General features: G+C 32.7%; 14 protein-coding genes. 13 read left to right on the top strand and 1 reads right to left on the bottom strand.

Annotated elements, in window-relative coordinates; translation table 11 throughout:
- Window positions 1-9: 9 nt before the first annotated feature.
- Together recJ and RYL55_RS01505 are read left to right on the top strand one after the other, a co-directional pair.
- The gene (gene recJ, locus RYL55_RS01510) at window positions 10-2,331 is read left to right on the top strand and encodes a single-stranded-DNA-specific exonuclease RecJ (RefSeq protein ID WP_315006666.1); all 2,322 of its coding nucleotides are present in this window, start codon (window positions 10-12) and stop codon (window positions 2,329-2,331) included.
- A complete protein-coding gene (locus RYL55_RS01505; protein WP_006702792.1) occupies window positions 2,328-2,855 on the top strand; it encodes an adenine phosphoribosyltransferase in 528 nt (175 codons plus the stop codon). Before recJ ends, RYL55_RS01505 begins: the two co-directional genes overlap by 4 nt.
- Window positions 2,856-3,109: 254 nt before the next feature.
- Here RYL55_RS01505 and RYL55_RS01500 read toward each other — a convergent pair whose 3' ends face one another.
- Entirely contained in the window at window positions 3,110-4,387 is a 1,278-nt protein-coding gene (locus RYL55_RS01500; RefSeq protein ID WP_315006664.1) for a hydroxymethylglutaryl-CoA reductase, degradative, read from the bottom strand.
- Window positions 4,388-4,494: 107 nt separating this feature from the next.
- Between RYL55_RS01500 and RYL55_RS01495 the strand changes: the two genes are divergently transcribed.
- The 11 genes from RYL55_RS01495 to RYL55_RS01445 all read left to right on the top strand — a co-directional run bounded on the left by RYL55_RS01495 (window position 4,495) and on the right by RYL55_RS01445 (window position 15,277).
- Complete coding sequence (locus tag RYL55_RS01495; RefSeq protein WP_315006662.1) at window positions 4,495-5,088, top strand: hypothetical protein; 594 nt, start codon at window positions 4,495-4,497, stop codon at window positions 5,086-5,088.
- Between the two features lie 9 nt (window positions 5,089-5,097).
- The gene (locus RYL55_RS01490; RefSeq protein WP_315006660.1) at window positions 5,098-5,859 is read left to right on the top strand and encodes an acyl-ACP thioesterase domain-containing protein; all 762 of its coding nucleotides are present in this window, start codon (window positions 5,098-5,100) and stop codon (window positions 5,857-5,859) included.
- Between the two features lie 208 nt (window positions 5,860-6,067).
- The gene (gene rpsD / locus RYL55_RS01485) at window positions 6,068-6,679 is read left to right on the top strand and encodes a 30S ribosomal protein S4 (RefSeq protein WP_315006658.1); all 612 of its coding nucleotides are present in this window, start codon (window positions 6,068-6,070) and stop codon (window positions 6,677-6,679) included.
- A 258-nt stretch (window positions 6,680-6,937) separates the two neighbouring features.
- Window positions 6,938-8,767, top strand: a complete 1,830-nt coding sequence (gene dnaG, locus RYL55_RS01480) for a DNA primase (RefSeq protein WP_315006656.1) — start codon at window positions 6,938-6,940, stop codon at window positions 8,765-8,767.
- 15 nt (window positions 8,768-8,782) lie between these two features.
- Window positions 8,783-9,907, top strand: coding sequence for an RNA polymerase sigma factor RpoD (rpoD, locus tag RYL55_RS01475; protein ID WP_314110910.1), 1,125 nt, complete (start codon window positions 8,783-8,785; stop codon window positions 9,905-9,907).
- Window positions 9,908-9,966: 59 nt separating this feature from the next.
- The gene (locus tag RYL55_RS01470) at window positions 9,967-10,839 is read left to right on the top strand and encodes a DUF368 domain-containing protein (RefSeq protein ID WP_315006655.1); all 873 of its coding nucleotides are present in this window, start codon (window positions 9,967-9,969) and stop codon (window positions 10,837-10,839) included.
- Entirely contained in the window at window positions 10,840-11,361 is a 522-nt protein-coding gene (locus tag RYL55_RS01465) for a phosphatase PAP2 family protein (RefSeq protein ID WP_315006654.1), read from the top strand. It begins immediately after the preceding gene.
- 478 nt (window positions 11,362-11,839) lie between these two features.
- Window positions 11,840-12,601 carry an iron chelate uptake ABC transporter family permease subunit gene (locus tag RYL55_RS01460; RefSeq protein WP_315006651.1) on the top strand — a complete coding sequence of 254 codons (762 nt, stop codon included), beginning with the start codon at window positions 11,840-11,842 and terminating at the stop codon, window positions 12,599-12,601.
- Window positions 12,598-13,587, top strand: coding sequence for an iron chelate uptake ABC transporter family permease subunit (locus RYL55_RS01455; RefSeq protein WP_315006650.1), 990 nt, complete (start codon window positions 12,598-12,600; stop codon window positions 13,585-13,587). The genes RYL55_RS01460 and RYL55_RS01455 overlap by 4 nt, the downstream gene beginning before the upstream one ends.
- A complete protein-coding gene (locus tag RYL55_RS01450) occupies window positions 13,565-14,314 on the top strand; it encodes an ATP-binding cassette domain-containing protein (protein ID WP_315006648.1) in 750 nt (249 codons plus the stop codon). The genes RYL55_RS01455 and RYL55_RS01450 overlap by 23 nt, the downstream gene beginning before the upstream one ends.
- A 9-nt stretch (window positions 14,315-14,323) precedes the next feature.
- The gene (locus RYL55_RS01445; protein WP_315006646.1) at window positions 14,324-15,277 is read left to right on the top strand and encodes an ABC transporter substrate-binding protein; all 954 of its coding nucleotides are present in this window, start codon (window positions 14,324-14,326) and stop codon (window positions 15,275-15,277) included.
- Window positions 15,278-15,356 lie beyond the last annotated feature (79 nt).

Below are 15,356 nucleotides of genomic sequence, written 5' to 3'. Positions count from 1 at the left end.
GGTGATAGGATGTCTTTTGCAAATGCTAAATGGGATTTGGTCAATAAAGAAATAGAAGAAAGTTCAAAAGAAATTGCGAAAACATTAGGACTTTCTCCTTTATTGGTTCAAATTTGTAGGAGAAGAGGATATCAAACTGAGGAACAAATTCAAGAATTTCTATCATCTTCACCGACATTATGGCATGATCCATATTTAATGTATGATATGGAAAAAGCGATTCAACGGATTCAACAAGCGATTGAAACGGATGAAAGTATTTTAATATTCGGGGACTATGATGCTGACGGTATTACTAGTACTGCAGTATTATACGAAACATTAGAAATGATGGGTGCACAAGTAGAATATTATTTGCCAAATCGTTTTATAGATGGATATGGTCCGAATATCCGTGTTTTTGAAGAGTATCTTGAAAAAGGAGTATCTTTAATTATAACGGTTGACTGTGGAATTGCGGCTCATGAAAGTGTTGAATGGGCAATGAGTCAACAATGTGATGTTATTGTAACAGATCACCATGAGATTCCTCCTGTTCTCCCTAAAGCTTATGCAGTGATTCATCCTCGCCATCCAGATGGTGAGTATCCCTTTGGAGATTTATCTGGAGCAGGAGTTGCTTTTAAATTGGCACATGCATTATTAGGAGAACTCCCTGTTGAACTAGCAGAAATTGCTTGTATTGGAACAATTGCAGACCTAGTTAGTTTAACGGATGAAAATCGTAGTTTAGTAAAATTAGGTTTACAACAATTAAATCAAACAGAGAGAATTGGGTTAAGTTACTTATTTCAAGAATTACAATTAACTCCTGGTACCATAGATGAGAAAACAATAGGGTTTCAAATTGGTCCTTGTTTAAATGCTCTTGGAAGATTAGGAGATGCGACTCCAGGTGTGGCGCTCTTTACGACTTTTGATGATGAAGTCGCCCAAGAAGTTGTGACTTTAATGCAACAAGAAAATGCTAAGAGAAAACAAATTGTAGATGATATTACAAAAGAAGCTTTAGAATTAGCTAAAGCACAAATGAATCAAAAAGTTTTAGTATTAGCTCAATCTAATTGGCATGAAGGAGTGCTAGGAATTGTTGCAAGTCGAATCGTTGAACAATTACAAAAGCCAACGATTGTTTTAGGGATTCAATCAGATGGATTAATGGCAAAAGGTTCTGCAAGATCTTGCGCACAGTTTAATCTCTATGATGCCCTAACGGAATGTCAAGACACTTTAGCTAAATTTGGTGGACATCATATGGCTGCCGGACTCAGTGTCGAAACAGTGATGTTACCAGCTTTTATGGAAGCTATTGAGACCTATGCGAAACAACATCCTGAATTATTGGAAGAGGAAAAAGTGATTAATATAGAAGAAGCATTATCACTTTCTCAAGTAAATGTAGAATTTATCGATTCTCTTCAAGCATTAAAACCATATGGAACGAATAATACTGAACCAATTTTTAAAATTAGTTCCGTAACAGTCGGGCAGAAACAAAAAATTGGAGCTCAACAACAGCATTTAAAATTAACGTTGAACTCTGAACAGCAACAGTTACAAGCTTTAATCTTTAATAAAGGAGAATGGGCAGATAGCTTAAATCTTCAAGTAGAAGTTGAAGTCATTGGAACTTTAGAAATTAATGAATGGCAACAAAATCGCTTGCCTCAATTAATGTTAAAAGACATTGCTGTAAAAGATGCGTTAATTTTTGATTGGCGTACGAATAAAATTCGTCCGGATCATTTATCCGTGAAGAAGGCAGCTTATTTAGTTGAAAGAGAAGCACTTAAACCATTAGTGAGTGAAAGAATTGATCCAACTTCTAAAGTATTCTCAATAGAAGAATGGATGAGAGAAGAACAGCAAGATAATTTTGAATCGATTGTATTATTTGATTGTCCAAAATCTAAAGAAGTCATTCAAGAATTTCGTAAACATTCCTATACGCAAAAAATATATATTATTGCATATACGCCAAAATCTATTATGACAATGGGAATTCCGACAAGGGAAAGATTTGTGGCTGTTTATCAATATTTAAAAACACATTCAAATGTTCCCTATAATGAAAAAACAGGAGAACTAGCAAATTATTTAAAAATTCCACTAGATCAATTTAAAGTGATATTAAAAGTGTTTTTTGAATTAAAATTTGTTATAATAGAAAACGGCTGTTTAAGATTAAATCCAGAATCCACATCAATGGATTTAATGCAGTCTAACTTAATGAAACAATTGCAAGAAGAACTTTGGCTCGAAAGAGTATTTATCTATAGTCAATTTTCAGAATTAACAAATTGGCTGACAAATATGGAGGAAGAAAAATGAATTTAAAAAATTACATTGCAAGTGTACCAAACTATCCTAAAGAAGGAATTATTTTTAGAGATATTTCACCTTTAATGGCAGATGGAAAAGCATATCAATATGCGACACAACAAATCGTAGATTATGCGAAAAGCAGAGGAGCTGACATGATTGTTGGTCCTGAAGCTCGTGGATTTATTGTTGGATGTCCTGTTGCATATGAATTAGGAATTGGTTTTGCACCTGCACGTAAAAAAGGAAAATTACCTCGTGAAACAGTTTCTGTAGAATATGATTTAGAATATGGTACTGCAGAATTACATTTACATAAAGATGCTGTAAAACCAGGACAAAAAGTATTAATTTGTGACGACTTATTAGCAACAGGTGGAACAATGGATGCTTGTGCGAAATTAGTTGAAAAATTAGGTGGAGAAGTTGTTGGTTTAGCATTCTTAGTGGAATTAACAGACTTAAAAGGTCGTGAAAAAATCGAAGGATATGACATCTTTACATTGATGGAATATACAGAAGATGAGAGATAAATAAATAGATTTTTCTGAGGTAGCAATGGACGCCAGCAGCTTCGCAAAAGCGAATCTCATGGCTAAAAATCGAGCCTAAGGTCTCGATTTTTCCAGTACTAGAAGCTGAAAAACAGCTTCTAGTACCAATGCTACGCTGAAAAATCTTTTCTTTTTTATATGAATAAATGAGAGAACGTCTAAAACAATAGATTTTTCTGAGGTAGTAACAAAAGCCATGATATTCGCAAGTGAGAATATCATGGCTTTTATACTTATCTAATACTTTCTAAAATTTTTTGCACAGTTTCTAAATTAAAATGTTTTTGTTCTTTTAATAATTGTACAATTTGTGGAATTTCTTCTTCCGTGGCTCCAGCTGTTAAAGCAAGAGATTTTACTTGTAAGTTCATATGTCCTTTTTGAATGCCATCCGTTACTAATGCTTTTAATGCAGCAAAATTTTGTACTAAACCAATAGAAGCGATAATAGAAGCTAATTCTTTAGCAGATGGATTCATCAATAATTCATGAGCAAATTGAGCAGCGGGATGAATGGCAATAGAGCCACCGACCGTTCCAATTGGCATTGGAATACTCAATGTTCCTACTAATTCTTTATTATCATCGATGAACCATTTACTAAAAGGTTGATAGGTTTCTGATAGGGTAGCATAAGCATGTGCTCCAGCTTCAATCGCTCGCCAATCATTTCCAGTTGCAATAACGACAGCATCAATTCCATTCATAATTCCTTTATTATGAGTAGCAGCTCGATAAGTATCTACTTGGGATAGTTCACTTGCAATTTCAATTCTTTTGGCAATTTCTTCTCCAGAAATCGTCTTTGTTCCTAATTGTTCAAATGGAATACGGCATGTAGTCGTGACAACAGAATGAGTTGCTAAATTCGATAAAATTGCCATAATACAAGTTCCGTTTGCAAAAGTTTCGATAGGAGCAACCAAGGCTTCTAAAATCGTATTTAAAATATTTGCCCCCATTGCTTCTTTAGTATCAACAGAAACATAAAATACATAAAATGTATGATGAGGATGTTGTTTTTCTTCTACCCAAATCTTTTGAATTCCTCCACCACGTTTGACAATAGAAGGGTGAGCTTCATGAGCGATAGAAAATAAGTGTTCCATTTGTTTTGAAAGTTTTTCCTCAATTTCTTCTATAGAATAGGGAGAATCATAGATCGCAATTTCCCCAATCATTTCTCTCTTTTCTTGAGTAGTAGTAAATCCCCCAGAACGATGAATAATTTTACAACCATTACTTGCTGCAGCAATTACGGAAGGTTCTTCTGTTACCATTGGGACGGTATAAGTTTTACCATTTACCGTTACTTCTGGCACTATTCCAAGTGGTAAGTCATATAGTCCGATTTGATTTTCAATCATTTGATTAGCTACTGACTCTGGTAAGTTGAATCCATTGAATAAGTTTGATTTTTTTTCATCTGATAAATGAGATAAGTTTGATAAAATGTTTTTTCTTTCTAGTGGTGTTTTTTGATAAAATTTATAAAATAATTGGTCGTTCATATTAAGCCCCCTTAATTGACTCTAGTATAACAAATTTATTAGTATGAGGGGAAGATACAAGAAAAAATGTTTTAAATACTGTATACTAGAAAACAAGGAGTGATGAAATGAAATTTACAAGAACCATTCAAGAACGATTATTTATATTAGAAACCAAAGAGGCTTATCAAAAAGAAGCAGAAGATTTATTAACGATTGTAGAAGATTATTTTGAAGAAAATTTAGAAGAATTAAATCAATTAATTCCAATTCATTATGGAAATATTAAAGTTGTTTCCATTGAAAATGAGTATCATGTTTGCGTTCCAAATTATGAACAAAAACAATTAGAGGAATGGATTACAGATTGTAGTTATTTCTTAGAAATTGTTCAAAAAACATTTAAAGCCGGAAAACATACGAAAACATTAGGAAAGTTAGTTCCATTCCGTTTTGATAGTCCGGTTATTATTGCAAATCATACATTTGATGTGGAAGATTTTTATGCGCATCGTTTTGATGATGAAACATGGTATGTAGCACCTGTTGATCAAGAAATTGAATCTCAACCATTATCAGGAGCAAAAGCTTATGAAATTTTCCCTAATTATCCAAACTTTTATGATATGATGCATTTACCAACAGATACGATTGTTATTTTCCATAAAGGAGAAATCGTATCAGTATTAAATGAAGATAGTCAAGATATTTGGAATTTATAGGAGGAAGCTATGACGGTTGATGTAATTTGCCAAGTAGAGCGTACCATTCTTCCATATGAATGTGATTGGAAAGGGAATTTATTATTAAGTCAAGCTTTAGGAATGATGATGTTAGCTTCTAGAAAGCAACAACAACAATTACAAAATCCAAACTTAGTTTATGAAAAGGGCTATACATGGATTGTGATTCAACACGAAATAGAGATTCATCGCATGCCAAAAGTAGATGAAGAAGTTATCATTGAAACACAAGCGATTAGCTATAATAAATTTTTTACTTACCGTGAATATCGCATTCTTACAAAAGAAAGAGAAGAGTTGTTTGAATGTATTACGACATTTGCTATGCTGGATATGAAGGCACGCAAAATTGTTTCAATAGATGAAGAAGTTGTGTTGGAATATCCAATGTCTATTGGAAAAGAAATGAGAAAAGCAACTCGAATTCCTAAAAAAGATTTTTCAGATGCCACAACGGGAGAATATAAAATACGAATCAATGATATTGATGCTAATCTCCACGTCAATAATGCTCGTTACTTTGATTTTGCTTTTAGTGAATTAGGAATGGATTTTTTAAAGGGGCATCAGTTAAAACAAGTTGTGATTAAATATGAAAAAGAAGTATTACCAGAATCAACGATTGCATGTTCGACTTTATGGGAAGAAAATACATTAGAGAGTCAAGAGAGAAGACAAACGTATCATTTAATTTCGCAAGATGGAAATCGATGTGCAAATATTCAAATGGAATGGGAAGAAATTGGATAAAATAGTTTGCATTTTATTCAAACATCTGATACAATAATTTTTGTGTAAAATATGCAGCAGAAATAAGAGAAGCTCGTCAACAGTCCTATCCATTAAGAGGAAGGTAGTAACCACGGCTGCAAAGGTGAACCCTAGTAGAGACTGCACGAATCTACTGTTTCGCAATTATTTTACTCCAAAAAAATTTTTATTATTGGAGGAATGTTCAATGTCACGTTACACTGGACCAAGCTGGAAGTTATCTCGTCGTTTAGGCATTTCACTTTCAGGAACAGGAAAAGAAATCGCTCGTCGTCCATACGCACCAGGTCAACACGGACCAAATAACCGTAGTAAATTATCTGAGTATGGTCAACAATTACAAGAAAAACAAAAATTACGTCATATGTATGGTATGAACGAACGTCAATTTGCTACTTTATTCAAAAAAGCTGGCAAAATTAAAGAAGGTAAACATGGTGAAAACTTCATGATCCTTCTAGAACAACGTTTAGATAACGTAGTTTACCGTTTAGGATTAGCTTCAACTCGTCGCCAATCTCGTCAATTAGTAAACCACGGACATATCACTGTAAATGGCAAACGTGTAGATATCCCTTCATTCCAAGTACAAGTTGGAGATGTTATTGGTGTTCGTGAAAAATCACGTAACTTAACAATCATTAAAGAGTCTTTAGAATCTTTATATGGACGTCCAGAATTTGTTACATTTGATGAAGAAAAATTAGAAGGTTCATTAAACCGTCTACCATTACGTGATGAGTTAACATCTGATGTTGACGAATCATTAATCGTTGAATATTATAACAAATTAGGCTAGTCATTTTCTATACTAGCTGTAACCCAAGAATCGCGGTATTATCGCATTCTTGGGTTTTTATTTTTTGCCAAAACTAGCTCAAAGTGGCAAAAACGACAAAAGTTTGCCCCTTTTTTGCCCCCTTATTTTTATTTTTAAAAGAAAAGTAAAATTAGTTGAAACAATTTTCATTTGATGATATTATATATCCTGTATCATTAGGGATATTAGGCGAAACCGGAGAAGTTCCTTAATATTTCAGGAAAAGGAGGCAGTTTTATGAGTCAAGTTATTCCTGAAGAAACACTGAATCAGATTCAATCACAAGCAAATATTGTGGATATTATTAGTCAGTATGTTTCTTTGAAAAAACGAGGAAAGAATTATTTTGGCCATTGTCCTTTTCATGATGAGCGCACACCTTCTTTTTCAGTAACAGAGGAAAAGCAACTCTATCATTGTTTTAGTTGTGGCAGAGGAGGATCTGTTTTTTCTTTTATATCAGAAATCGAAGGGCTTTCTTTTGTTGAATCTGTAGCAAAAGTTGCAGAATTAGCACAAATTCCATTTGAAAATAAATATTCGGTTTCTAAACCATCTGTTCAAGATACGCATCAACCGCTCATAACAGCGCATGAAAAAGCGGCTGAATTTTATCAACATGTGTTATTACAAACACGTGGCGGTGAAAAAGCATTAGATTATCTACAAAATAGAGGATATACATTAGAAACCATTCAAACCTTTAAAATAGGACTTGCATTAAAAGATCGCACTTATGTGACGAATTTGATGAAACAAATTCCATTAACACCTCAACAGATGGAAGAATCGGGATTATTCATTGCAAGAAATGATGATTTTATCGATCGTTTTTATCATCGAATCATGATTCCTCTTCGAAATGAGCAAGGAAAAGTGATTGCTTTTTCTGGCCGCATATTACCCAATGATGAGGAAATAGTTGATGAACAAGAAGCAAAGTACTTAAATAGTTCAGAAACTCCTATTTTTAATAAGCGACAATTCTTATTTAATTATGATTTAGCAAAATCATCGATTCGTAAAACAGGACAAGTCGTTTTATATGAAGGATATATGGATGTCATTGCTTCGTGGCAAGCTGGTGCAAAAAATGGGGTAGCATCGATGGGTACCTCATTAACAAAAGATCAAATTCAAATCTTATCAAGAGTGGCAAATGAAATTATTATTGCCTATGATAGTGATAGAGCGGGATTGGATGCAACAAATCGGGCAATTGAATTATTACAAGAAAACTCTGCTCTAACGATTTCAATCTTGTCTTTAGATGCTGGAAAAGATCCAGATGAGTTCATTCAACAACGAGGAGCCAAAGCTTATCTAGAACAATTGTCTCATCATACAGAATCTGTTTTTCAGTTTAAAAAACGATATTTTTCAAAACAATATCGCTTAGATATTGAACGAGAAAAAGTGCAATTTTTAGAACAAATGACGATGGAATTAGCCAAAATTTCTAAACCCATTGAACGTGAATTTGCGATAAAATCATTATCAGATGAGTTTGGAATTTCAGTTGATTTACTTTCTAGTCAAGTTCATTTTGCCCAGAGAAAATTTAAACAACAATCTTCTCAAACAACACGAGAGTGGACATCAACTCCTGTAAAAATTTCTCAGGAAAGTCCAATGGAAATTTCTCAGAAACAACTTCTCTATCGTTTGTTACATTCTCCAGAAGCATGGAGTTATTTATTAAGGGAAGATGAAGAGTTTGAATTTCCTTTTGTGGACTATCAACAATTTTATATTTTGTTGAAAAGTTTTCGTGAGCAACATCTTGAAGAGTTACTAGTTCAAGAATTTATGAATTTTTTAGATGAATCGGATACAGTAAATCGGAATTTATTGTCGATGATTGAGTGGTTAGAAATGCCGCAAGAATGTACGGAAAAAGAGATTCATGATTTAATGTATTTTTTATCTAAAAAAGAAGATTTAAAACAACAGTATCAAAGATGTTTGCAAGAACTAAAAGAAGCTCAATTATTAAATGATAAAACGAAAGCGAATCAGTTAATGATGGAGTTAATTAATATACAGAAACAATTAAAAAAATCATGAATGGAGGAATAGTGGATGACAGTTGAAAACAATAAAAATGGTCAAACGCTAAAAGAAGCTACAAGTAAATTATTAGCAGAACGAAAATTGTTTGGACAAATTTTATATGATGATTTATCAGCGCAAATTGCGATTCCATATGAATTAGATGCAGAGGGAATGGATAAATTAATTCAACAATTTGAAGATGCTGGTGTTAGTGTAGTGGATACAGATGGTGGACCAACTAGTCGTCAATTATCTGCAGAATCTTCAAAAGAAGCAGAAGTAGAAATCTCAGAAGATGAAACAGCTATATCTTCAAATGTAAAAATTAATGACTCTGTTCGTATGTATTTAAAAGAAATTGGTCGAGTACCATTATTAAGTGCGGATGAAGAAGTGAATCTTGCTTTAAGAATTCAACAAGGAGATCAAGAAGCAAAACAAGATTTAGCAGAAGCAAACTTACGTTTAGTAGTATCGATTGCGAAACGTTATGTAGGACGTGGAATGCAGTTTTTAGATTTAATTCAAGAAGGAAATATGGGATTAATGAAAGCTGTTGAAAAATTTGACCATACAAAAGGGTTTAAGTTTTCAACATATGCTACATGGTGGATTCGTCAGGCAATTACTCGTGCCATTGCTGACCAAGCACGTACAATTCGTATTCCAGTTCATATGGTAGAAACCATCAATAAATTAGTTCGTATCCAAAGACAACTATTACAAGATTTAGGACGCGAACCTACTCCTGAAGAAATTGGAGCAGAAATGGATTTACCAACTGAAAAAGTGAGAGAAATTCTAAAAATTGCTCAAGAACCAGTGTCATTAGAAACTCCAATTGGGGAAGAAGATGATTCACATTTAGGAGACTTTATTGAAGATGATAATGCAACAAGTCCAGCTGAACATACAGCTTATGCATTATTAAAAGAACAATTAGATGAAGTATTAGAACAATTAACGGATCGTGAAGAAAATGTATTACGTTTACGTTTTGGTCTAGACAAAAATGGAGAAATCCGTACATTAGAACAAGTAGGCCAAGTATTTGGAGTTACTCGTGAAAGAATCCGTCAAATTGAAGCGAAGGCACTTCGTAAATTACGCCATCCAAGTCGTTCAAAACAATTGAAAGATTTCTTAGACTAGTATTGATGGAGACTGGGCAGTAGCCTAGTCTCTTTATTTATAAATGAAAGGAGAAACTTATGTTTCGTCAAATTTTAAATGGATTTTGTATGGCATTAGCCGATAGTGTTCCTGGAGTTTCTGGAGGAACAGTAGCTTTTATTATGGGATTTTATGACCAATTTATTGGTTCGATTCATGATATTGCTTTTGGAAGTACAAAGGAGAAGAAAGAAGCTTTTACTTATTTAATAAAATTAGGTATTGGTTGGGTAATTGGGATGGTCAGTGCCATTTTAGTATTATCTTCCTTATTTGAATCACATATATATGGTGTCAGTTCATTATTTATTGGATTTATTGCAGGAGCGATTCCATTAATGATGGTGGAAGAAAAAGAATCTTTGAAAAAACCATTAGTGGGGATTTTTTATCTTTTACTCGGAGTAGCTATTGTTGCAGGAATTACATGGCTAAATTCTAGTAGTGGTAAAGGAAGTTTTGATTTAAGCCAGTTTTCTATTCTAGATTCCATTAAATTGTTCTTTATTGGAATGATTGCAATTTCTGCAATGTTTTTACCAGGAATTTCTGGTTCAACATTATTATTAATATTTGGAGCTTATATTCCAGTTGTTTTTGCAGTAAAAGAAGTATTAACTTTTCACTTAGCTTATGTTCCAAGTTTAGCTATTTTTAGTTTAGGGGTATTAGCAGGAGCCTTATTTGTTGTTAAAGCCATTAAATATTGTTTAGAACATTATCGTAGTCAAATGATTTATGGCATTATTGGAATGATGATTGGTTCATTTTATGCGATTGTAATGGGACCAACAACATTAAAAATTCCTCAAGAAGCAATGAATTTTTCAACATTTTCACCAATCTCAGCTTTAGTAGGTCTATTATTAGTATTAGGATTACAAAAATTAAAAGAAAAGGATTCCAAATAGATGACAGAATTACAAATTCTTGATGGATTTCAAAAATTACATCATCCAATAGTAGATTCTATCATGATTTTTATCACTTCATTAGGAAATGTTGGATTCATTTGGCTAGCGATAATTGCAGTTTTGTTAATGAATAAGAAAACAAGATCACTAGGGATTCTATTAGCTATTGCGGTAGTAATCAATACAATTTTGTGTAATGGTCTCATTAAACCAATTGTAGCAAGAACTCGTCCATATGAGGTTAATTCAGCGATTTCTTTATTAATTTCAAAACCATTAGATTATTCATTTCCATCAGGGCATACAGCTATTTCATTTACAGTAGTTAGTGTATTGTATTTCCTTCGTTTGAAAAAGTACTGGATTATGGCTTTCGTTTTAGCAAGCCTCATTGCTTTTTCAAGAATGTACTTATATGTTCATTACCCAACAGATGTACTAGCAGGAGCAATCGTAGGAACATTTAGTGGCTGGATCACCGTAAAATGGAGCCAATCAAAACATAGAAGATTTGTATAAGAAAAGGTATAAAAGCAGAGCAATAGCAAAGCTTTTATACCTTTTTACTTTGAAGCTAAATATTAAATATTTTTTATCCATCTAACTATCTTTTTGAAATTCATAATCAATCCAATAAAAATTAACGCAAATACAGCTCCAACAATTAAAACACCGTTCATATAAATTCCTCCTTTATAGAAAAAGCTTTCCATAATGATTTTAAACACTTTATCCAATAGAGTTTTAGATTAAAGTTTATAAAAAGTATCTCCATTTTTATACCTTTGAGGATTTATAACCATCATAACAAAACCTCCAATTAATTAAATTAAGATTTGATAACGTTTTCTTGTGAATATTATACCTTATTTAGTAAGCTAAATAAAGTAGAAATAAAAAAATTTGAATAGGGAAAAAGAGTAAAAGATAAGCTTTATCATAGACTTCGTTTAGCCAGAGTTCGTTGCTAACGAATCAAATATAAGAATTTCAGACAATGACGCAAAATGAATTTGCAGCACCTAGTACAATTGGTACCACTGAAGCAGCAAAATTAGGACTACTATTAAGTTTATTCTTTTTTAATGGACCTAGCTTATTTCAGAAAATGCTATGTGCCTTTATATGTTCATTTGCACTGACGATTGTTTTTATTATGATTCAGCAATCCTTACAATTGAAAGAGAAGTGGATGATTCCTTTAGTAGGATTAATTTTTAGTGGAATGATTTCAGCCTTTACCAATATGATATCGTATCAATTTCATCTCGTACAAAGTTTAACGTCATGGACACAAGGATCCTTCTCCATGATTCAAACTCACCAATACGAATGGTTATTCTTTGGTTTGATCATTATTGTTATTTCTACGAAATTAGCACATGTTTATACGATTGCTAATTTAGGAGAATCGATTAGTTTGAATTTAGGAATTTCTTATAAGAGATTAGAATGGTTAACACTATTACTCGTTTCACTTACAACGAGTGTTACGATGATAACAGTAGGTTCACTTCCTTTTATAGGAATAATTATTCCAAACTTAGTACGATATTTATCGGGAGATGATTTAAAAAAGACGATTCCACAAACAGCTCTATTAGGTGCAGTACTAGTTCTAGCATGCGATATTGTTGCTCGATTAGTCATTCCACCTTATGAAGTATCAGTTAGTCTGATTTTAGGGATTGTTGGAGCTGGACTATTAATTAGTCAAATCTTAAGAATTAGCTTGCAAAGAAGGGGGAGCATTCGATGAAGAAAAGAACCCTTCTATTAACAATTACATTAGTAAGCTTATTACTCATTATCAGTGCTATTTTCTTATTTTTTCCAATCGGAAATATGGGAAAATTCTCTGTCCTCTTATTTAAAAAGAGAGTTATAAAATGGCTAGTCATTTTATTAGTTAGTTTATGTGTTTCGATATCGACCATTAGTTTCCAAACAATTGTACAAAACCGATTTTTAACACCGGGTGTTCTTGGAATTGAGAGTGTCTTTGTATTGTTTCAAACATTGGTTTATTGGGGACAATTAAGTTTAGGAATGGAAACAGCGCCAAATCTGTGGATTTCAATTCTTACAATTGTCTTGCAGATGATTTTTTTCTTCTTGATTTATCGAGCATTTAATGATCTACTGTCGATTCCATTTTCAATGCTATTATTTATTTGTTTAGCGTTTGGAACATTGTTTAGAAGTTTAAGTACATTTGTTCAAGTATTAATGGATCCAAATGAATTTGATAAATTGCAAGGAAAATTATTTCCCTCCTTCCAAAGAATGCATCATCAAAGTGAATTAGTCATTGTGGTAGTTATTTTAACAATAATCTCAGTCATTTATTTAATGAGAAAATACATGGTGTTAAATGTATTTCATTTGGGGAAAGTTCAAGCTCAAATACTAGGTGTAAATGTCGCAAGAGAAGAGAAGTGGATTTTATTAGTCATTGTATTACTAACTAGTCTGTCTACAACATTGGTGGGTCCAATGCAATTTTTAGGATTTATGATTGCAAATGTAACGTATCAATGGATTAAAGATTATCGACACTTACATATGTGGACGATTGCATTTTTGTTAGGAAGTATTTTATTACTTGGAGGACAACTTGTTATTGAGAAGCTCTTCCATTTAAACATTCCAATTAGTGTCGTCATCGAATGGTTTGGAGGATTATTATATTTTGTATTGTTATTGAAAGGAAGGTACCGTAGTGGAATTAAAAAATATTCATAAAGCATATGATACGGTAGTTGTCGATTCCGTTTCATTAACGATTCCAAAAAATCAGTTAACAGCTTTTATCGGGCCAAATGGAGCAGGAAAATCTACATTAGTTTCGATTATGAGTCGACTATTACAAAAAGATTCTGGTCAATTATGGATTAAGGGTAAAGAAATTGAAGCTTGGAATTCCAAAGAACTGGCAAAAGAATTATCCGTTTTAAAACAGAATCAATCTTTTCAAGTATCTTTAACAGTAGAAGAGTTAGTTAGCTTTGGACGTTATCCTTATTCAAAAGGAAAGTTATCGACACTTGATTATCAAATGATTGATCAAGCATTAAAACATACGAATTTATTAGAGTTAAGGGACCGTTCGATACAAACGTTATCAGGCGGGCAAATGCAAAGAGTCTTTATCGCAATGGTATTAGCTCAAGATACAGACATTGTTTTACTAGATGAACCCTTAAATCATTTAGATTTAAAACAAGCAGTAGAAATAATGAAATTACTCCGTTATATGGTAGAAAATCTAGATAAAACAGTGGTCATTGTGATGCACGATTTAAATATGGCGATTAACTTTTCTGATTATTTAGTAGCCTTTAAAGAAGGAAAATGTAAGTTTCATGGCAATACCATGGATGTAGTTACGAATCAAACCTTATCAGAATTATATGAAATTGACATCGAAGTGATAGAAGTTTCAGGAAAAAAATATATTACAGTAAAGTAGGAGAAACATATGAAAAAATTATTAACAACCGTAGTTATGGGAGCAACATTTTTATTAGCTTCTTGTGGTACAAAAACAACAAATGTGACATCAACAACTCAAGAAAACTCAGTGAAACAAGTGCAATTAACAGATGGATCAGAAACAGTTGAAGTGAAAACAAATCCAAAGAAAATTGTGACATTTGACTTAGGGTCAGCAGATACATTACGTGCAATTGGACAAGGTGAAACAATCGTTGGAATGCCAACAAAACCATTACCAACGTATATTAAAGATTTAGGAGAAAAAGTACAAAATGTAGGAAGTATGAAAGAACCAGATATCGAAGCCATTGCAGCAATGCAACCTGACTTAATTATTGCTTCTACTCGTACAAAAGATTTTATCCCTCAATTAAAAGAAATTGCTCCAACTGTAATCTTTAGTGTAGACAGCAAAGATTATTGGGGTTCTGTCCAAAAAAATGTAAAAAACTTAGCGAGCTTATTTAACGAAGAAGCTCAACAAAAAGCAAGTGCTCAAGTAAAAGAATTACAAACAGTGATTGATACAATTGCAGCTCAAAATGAAAAACATAGCGAAAAAAGTTTAGCGATTATGTTAAACGAAGGTAAAATGTCTGCATTTGGCGTACAATCACGTTTTGGATTCTTATATCAAGATTTAAAATTCCGTCCAACAGATGCTAAAATTGAAGAAAGTAGACACGGACAAGAAATTAGTTTTGAAGGTGTTAGCGAATTAAATCCTGATGTCTTATTTGTATTAAATCGTACATTAGCAATTGGTGGAGATAATTCTAAAGCAGATGCCTTAATGAAAAACGAATTAATTCAAGCTACAAATGCTGTAAAAAATAATAAAGTGGTAAACTTAACTTCTGACTTATGGTATTTAAGTGGTGGAGGATTAGAATCTACTAAATTAATGCTACAAGACTTACAACATGTATTTCAATAATGATTAAGACGACTTCGGTCGTCTTTTTTTGTTTGTGACTTTCAGTCCGTCACGCTCCGTAGGTGCGTGACAAATAAAC

The sequence above is a fragment of the uncultured Granulicatella sp. genome, assembly GCF_963515615.1.
GTDB lineage: Bacteria > Bacillota > Bacilli > Lactobacillales > Aerococcaceae > Granulicatella.
The sequence above is the reverse complement of the archived record's forward strand: the minus strand, read 5'-3'. Positions and strand labels throughout refer to the sequence as shown.

What these genes read in the sequence shown, in the direction of transcription:
- RYL55_RS01500 (WP_315006664.1), bottom strand. Translation starts at nt 4,387, where the DNA reads ATGAACGACCAATTATTTTATAAATTTTATCAAAAAACACCACTAGAA.
- rpoD (WP_314110910.1), top strand. Translation starts at nt 8,783, where the DNA reads ATGACAGTTGAAAACAATAAAAATGGTCAAACGCTAAAAGAAGCTACA.
- RYL55_RS01465 (WP_315006654.1), top strand. Translation starts at nt 10,840, where the DNA reads ATGACAGAATTACAAATTCTTGATGGATTTCAAAAATTACATCATCCA.
- RYL55_RS01470 (WP_315006655.1), top strand. Translation starts at nt 9,967, where the DNA reads ATGTTTCGTCAAATTTTAAATGGATTTTGTATGGCATTAGCCGATAGT.
- RYL55_RS01445 (WP_315006646.1), top strand. Translation starts at nt 14,324, where the DNA reads ATGAAAAAATTATTAACAACCGTAGTTATGGGAGCAACATTTTTATTA.
- RYL55_RS01490 (WP_315006660.1), top strand. Translation starts at nt 5,098, where the DNA reads ATGACGGTTGATGTAATTTGCCAAGTAGAGCGTACCATTCTTCCATAT.
- RYL55_RS01505 (WP_006702792.1), top strand. Translation starts at nt 2,328, where the DNA reads ATGAATTTAAAAAATTACATTGCAAGTGTACCAAACTATCCTAAAGAA.
- RYL55_RS01460 (WP_315006651.1), top strand. Translation starts at nt 11,840, where the DNA reads ATGACGCAAAATGAATTTGCAGCACCTAGTACAATTGGTACCACTGAA.
- RYL55_RS01495 (WP_315006662.1), top strand. Translation starts at nt 4,495, where the DNA reads ATGAAATTTACAAGAACCATTCAAGAACGATTATTTATATTAGAAACC.
- dnaG (WP_315006656.1), top strand. Translation starts at nt 6,938, where the DNA reads ATGAGTCAAGTTATTCCTGAAGAAACACTGAATCAGATTCAATCACAA.
- rpsD (WP_315006658.1), top strand. Translation starts at nt 6,068, where the DNA reads ATGTCACGTTACACTGGACCAAGCTGGAAGTTATCTCGTCGTTTAGGC.
- RYL55_RS01455 (WP_315006650.1), top strand. Translation starts at nt 12,598, where the DNA reads ATGAAGAAAAGAACCCTTCTATTAACAATTACATTAGTAAGCTTATTA.
- recJ (WP_315006666.1), top strand. Translation starts at nt 10, where the DNA reads ATGTCTTTTGCAAATGCTAAATGGGATTTGGTCAATAAAGAAATAGAA.